The sequence below is a fragment of the Curtobacterium sp. B18 genome (assembly GCF_000333375.1).
Classification (GTDB): Bacteria; Actinomycetota; Actinomycetes; order Actinomycetales; family Microbacteriaceae; genus Curtobacterium.
The window spans coordinates 1-2010 of record NZ_BACZ01000567.1 but is presented as its reverse complement, the minus strand read 5'-3'; the positions used below and the strand labels follow the sequence as shown (position 1 = coordinate 2010).

Below are 2010 nucleotides of genomic sequence, written 5' to 3'. Positions count from 1 at the left end.
CTCCCGTCCGACGGATCAGCGGTGGCCGACGATCGACGGCACCGGCATGTGGTGCCGCATCCGCACCGCGAGGTGCAGCCCGCCCCGGCGGGCGAGGACGAGGCCGACGACGGCCGCGGCCGCGGCCGGGACGCCTCCGGCGACGACCATCCCGACGTGGGCGCCGAAGTGGTCCACCACCTGCCCCATGAGCGGGCCACCGATCGCCTGTCCGCCGAGCAGCACGAGGACGTAGAGCGACATCACGCGACCGCGGATCGCGACGTTCGAGGACAACTGCACGAGCGAGTTCGACGCCGTCTGGAAGAGCAGCTGGGACATGCCGACGGCGACGAGGGCGACGGTGAACGGCGCGATCGCGGGGATCGAGCCGGAGACCACGAGCAGGATCCCGGTCCAGAAGACCCCACCGACGATCGTGCGGAGCCGGACCGTGGCGCGGCGGGTCGAGAGCAGCGCGCCGGCCAGGGCACCGATCGCGACCGCGGAGTTGAAGACGCCGTAGCCGCCGGCGCCGACGTCGTAGACCTCGGACGCGAAGGCCGACAGCAGCACCGGCATCGTCAGCGCGAAGACCGAGAAGAACGCCACGAGGATGACCGGCACGATGATGGTCGGCTTCCGGACGGCGTAGCGGAGACCCTCGACGAGCTGCCCCTTCCCGCGGGGTGCCGGGGGCGTGCGGTGGAGCTCCGAGACCTTCAGGAACCCGAGCGTCACCACCACGGCCACGCAGGCGATCGCGTTGACCCCGAACGACCACCCCGCGCCGACGGCCACGAGCAGCGCGCCCGAGAGCGCCGGGCCGATCATGCCGCCGAGCTGGAACACCGACGAGTTGACGCTGATCGCGTTCCGCAGGTGCTCGTGGCCGACGATCTCGGTGACGAACACCTGCCGGGCCGGGTTGTCGATGACGGTCACCATGCCGACGAGGAACGCGATCGCCCAGATGTGCCACGCCTGCACGACGCCGGTCAGCGTGAGGACGGCGAGCAGTGCGGACAGGACCGCGAACGAGCCCTGCGTGATCATCATCAGCGCGCGCTTCGAGAACCGGTCGACGAGGACCCCGCCGAGCAGCCCGAACAGCAGCATCGGCGCGAACTGGCACGCGACCGTGATGCCGACCTGCGCGACCGAGCCGGTGAGCTGCAGCACGAGCCAGTCCTGCGCGATGCGCTGCATCCACCCGGCGGTCATCGCGACCAGGTTGGTGGCGGTGAACAGTCGGAAGTTCGGCACCGACAGGGCGATGAGGGTGTGGCGCCACGGCGGTCGGGTCGCCTGGATCGGCAGCGGTTCGGTGGGCGGGGGGAGGGTCGTCGGTGACGCGCTCACGGTGGGGGATCTCCGGACGTCGGCTGCGGAACTGGTACCCCAACGAAACTACGTGGTGCGGCGTCATTCGATACCCCTATGGTGGCTATCACTCCATTGCGATGTCGAATGAGGTTGCCGTGCTCGATCCGGTTCTGCTGCAGACGTTCCTCGCGGTCGCCGAGACCGGGAGCTTCACCCAGGCCGGTGCGCGGCTGGGCATCAGCCAGCCCACGGTGTCCCAGCACGTGCGTCGACTCGAGACGGCGGTCTCCCGCACGCTCGTGGCGCGGGACACCCGGGGCGTGGCGCTCACCGACAACGGGGACGCGATGGCCGGGTTCGCGCGGACGATCCTCGCGGCGCACGCCACCGCGGACGCCTACTTCTCCGGGGCGGCGACCCGCGGGCGACTCCGGTTCGGTGCGGCGGACGACCTCGCGATCACCCAGCTACCGCGGATCCTGCGGGACTTCCGGCGGCTGCACCCGCAGGTGAACCTCGAGCTGACAGTGAACCAGTCGTCCCCGCTCCTGCGCCGGGTGCACGCGGGCCAGCTCGACCTGGTGTTCATCAAGCAGACCGCGGGGGAGTCCGCCGAGGGAACCCGCGTCGCCACCGACCAGATGGTCTGTATGGCGCAGGACGGCATCGCGCTCGAGCCCGGGGAACGGTGCCGCTCATCGCGTA

The 2010-nt window shown here is 70.7% G+C and carries 2 protein-coding genes; one reads left to right on the top strand and one right to left on the bottom strand.

The annotated features are described in order from the left end of the window. Positions 1-15: 15 nt before the first annotated feature. Complete coding sequence (locus I5E_RS15305) at positions 16-1341, bottom strand: MFS transporter (protein WP_022907750.1); 1326 nt, start codon at positions 1339-1341, stop codon at positions 16-18. Positions 1342-1460: 119 nt separating this feature from the next. Here I5E_RS15305 and I5E_RS21945 point away from each other — a divergent pair. Beyond that, positions 1461-2010, top strand: a 550-nt coding sequence (locus I5E_RS21945; protein ID WP_022907749.1) for a LysR family transcriptional regulator, incomplete at its 3' end; no start/stop codon positions are given.